Annotated in this window: 3 protein-coding genes; 1 reads left to right on the top strand and 2 read right to left on the bottom strand. The window is 59.5% G+C overall.

The features are described from left to right. Positions 1-132 precede the first annotated feature (132 nt). Positions 133-852: a photosystem II biogenesis protein Psp29 gene (psb29, locus tag NW820_RS11940; protein ID WP_041436186.1), complete on the top strand. Its 720-nt coding sequence runs from the start codon at positions 133-135 to the stop codon at positions 850-852. Positions 853-861: 9 nt separating this feature from the next. Here the strand turns inward: psb29 and NW820_RS11935 are convergent, their stop codons facing one another. Then, positions 862-1,566, bottom strand: a complete 705-nt coding sequence (locus NW820_RS11935; RefSeq protein ID WP_011432154.1) for an esterase/lipase family protein — start codon at positions 1,564-1,566, stop codon at positions 862-864. A gap of 3 nt (positions 1,567-1,569) precedes the next feature. Further along, complete coding sequence (locus NW820_RS11930) at positions 1,570-2,094, bottom strand: GNAT family N-acetyltransferase (protein ID WP_414343795.1); 525 nt, start codon at positions 2,092-2,094, stop codon at positions 1,570-1,572. Between the last annotated feature and the right edge of the window lie 116 nt (positions 2,095-2,210).

Raw genomic sequence — 2,210 nt, 5'->3', positions numbered from 1 at the left:
ATCCATGCGTAGCGTGGTAGGAATCTCCAGCCTTCAGGCCGGGGAGGATGTCAACACAGCTTGCCCTCAGGGTCAGCACAGGTGAGAATAAAAAAACAGAGAAGCCATCCTCAAGCTCATTTTTGTCTGCCTGTGAATCCTGTTCGCACCCTCTCCGCCACCAAAGCGGCCTTTTTCAGCGCCTACCCTCGCCCGATCAACGCCGTCTATCGCCGGGTGGTGGAGGAGTTGTTGGTGGAGCTGCACCTGACCACCGTCAACAGCACCTTCGTCTACGATCCGTTTTTTGCCTTGGGGCTGGTCACCCTCTACGACGGGCTGATGGAAGCCTATCACCCCCCTGAGCAGCGAGAAGCCATTTTCAACGCCCTCTGTAAGGCTCTGCACCTCAAGCCGGAGGTGTTGCGCAAGAATGCCCGCGATCTGCTGGAGTTGATGGGAAGCGGGGATCCCCGTCAAAGACTTGATCTCCTCTGTCTCAAGCCAGAGGCGGAAGATGTGGGTGGGTTGAAAGCCATTTTGGAGCGCATGACTCAGCCGCCCTACGCCTACAGCCGGGTCTTAGCTGTTGGCCTTTACACAGCCTATGAAGTTGTGGCCAAGTCCCTTTACGAAGAACCAGAAGAACGCACCCGCCGCTTTTTGGAGAATGTGGTGAGCAAGCTGCCCTTTTCAACAGAGCGGGTGAGAAAAGATCTGGAGCTCTATCGCAGCAGTTTGGATCGCATGAAGCAGGCGCGGGCTGTGGTCGAGGAGATGGTAAAAGCCGCCCGGCGTCAGCAGGAACGCCGCCAATCGGCCGCCTCTTTGCCCGAGACTTCCCTCGGCGACCCAAGCAAGCCTGGCAGCTAAACCCCGGCCCTAAGCCAGATACTGAGCCCAAGTTTCCACCACCTCGGGGGATCCATACCAGCGCCGTCCACCCCGACCGGAATGGTAGCAGTTGGGCAGAGTGAGGTTAACAGCCCCCTGCAGGTGGGCAGCCTCGATGGGGGTAATGCCATCGCCCCACAATTCCCCCTGTCCAGCCGTGAGCCAATAGCTGTTGTAGGCCAGCCAAGCCAGATAATGCTCCTGTCGCCACAGGGATCCCAGACTCAACCTCTGCCCCTGGATGACCCTGCCCGCCACGCACACATATTTGACCTCGGGCCAAAAGGCCCCCGGATAGTGGGTGTTGACAAAGTCCAAATTGCGCTTCGTCCAGCGCTCCCGGCTGGTGTGGGGGGATCCCAAGCTAATCAGCGCAGCGACCTGCTCCCGCCCCTGCCACACCTGTCCCCCATAGGGCACGGATCCCAGGTAGATGCGGGCAATCCAGCCGCCGGCGGAGTGGGCCACCAGGTTAACTCGGTCAACCCCAAACTCAGCGCAGGTCTTTTGGATGGTCTCTCGAAGGGCCCACAGGATGGGAGTGACAGGCCTTCCCCCCAGCGTGGGAAACCAACTGCGCACCTGCAACGGCACCACCCGTGCCGCATAGCCGCGGGCTTCCAGCTCTTGGCGCAGGGGCTCATACTCCGACGCACCCGCCAGATAACCGGGCAAAATCACCACAGGGGCCATACGCTAGCGGGGATACCAGAACATGCCTTTGATCCCCTCAGGGTCGGCGGTGAAGCCCAGCCGTTCGTAAAAGCTGACCACTCCCTGATCGGCAAAAAGGGTGATGTTGCTGATGTCTCGGGCGCGCAGCTCGTGGATCACCTTTTCCATCAGCCGCTTGCCCAGACCCCTACCCTGGAAATCGGGATGAACCACCACATCCCAAATGGTGGCATTGAAAGCGTGGTCGGACGTTGCCCGGGCAAAGCCGATGAGGCGACGGTAGCTGCCCCGCTGCTGCCACATCGACACCACCAAAAAGCTGTGCTGCAGGGCTTTTCTCACCTTGTGAATGGGGCGACGCGACCACCCCACCGCATCGCAGAGCTCCTCTAGCTCGTACAGATCCAAGTTGGGATCCAAGCTGAAGAGGATTGTCTCCCCTCGTACCACCACCGTTTCCTGGCGACGGTCGGCCCTAGCTGTTTGCGCCGGCTCTTTGGTTGTAGCAGCTCCTGCTGACCCGAACAGGCCCTTCCAAAAACTCATGTGAATCGCTGCCGAGTGAAAGCTCACCCCTACTTTGGGTGAGCGTGTCCTCAGTATAGCCAGGATCGGTGGCGGAATTGTTTCCAATTTCTAGGGATCCCCCCGAAGGGGGAACT

It is taken from the genome of Synechococcus sp. R55.7 (assembly GCF_047461955.1).
GTDB lineage: Bacteria > Cyanobacteriota > Cyanobacteriia > Thermostichales > Thermostichaceae > Thermostichus.
Note: the sequence above shows the minus strand (reverse complement) of the source record. Positions and strands in the feature narration are given on the sequence as shown.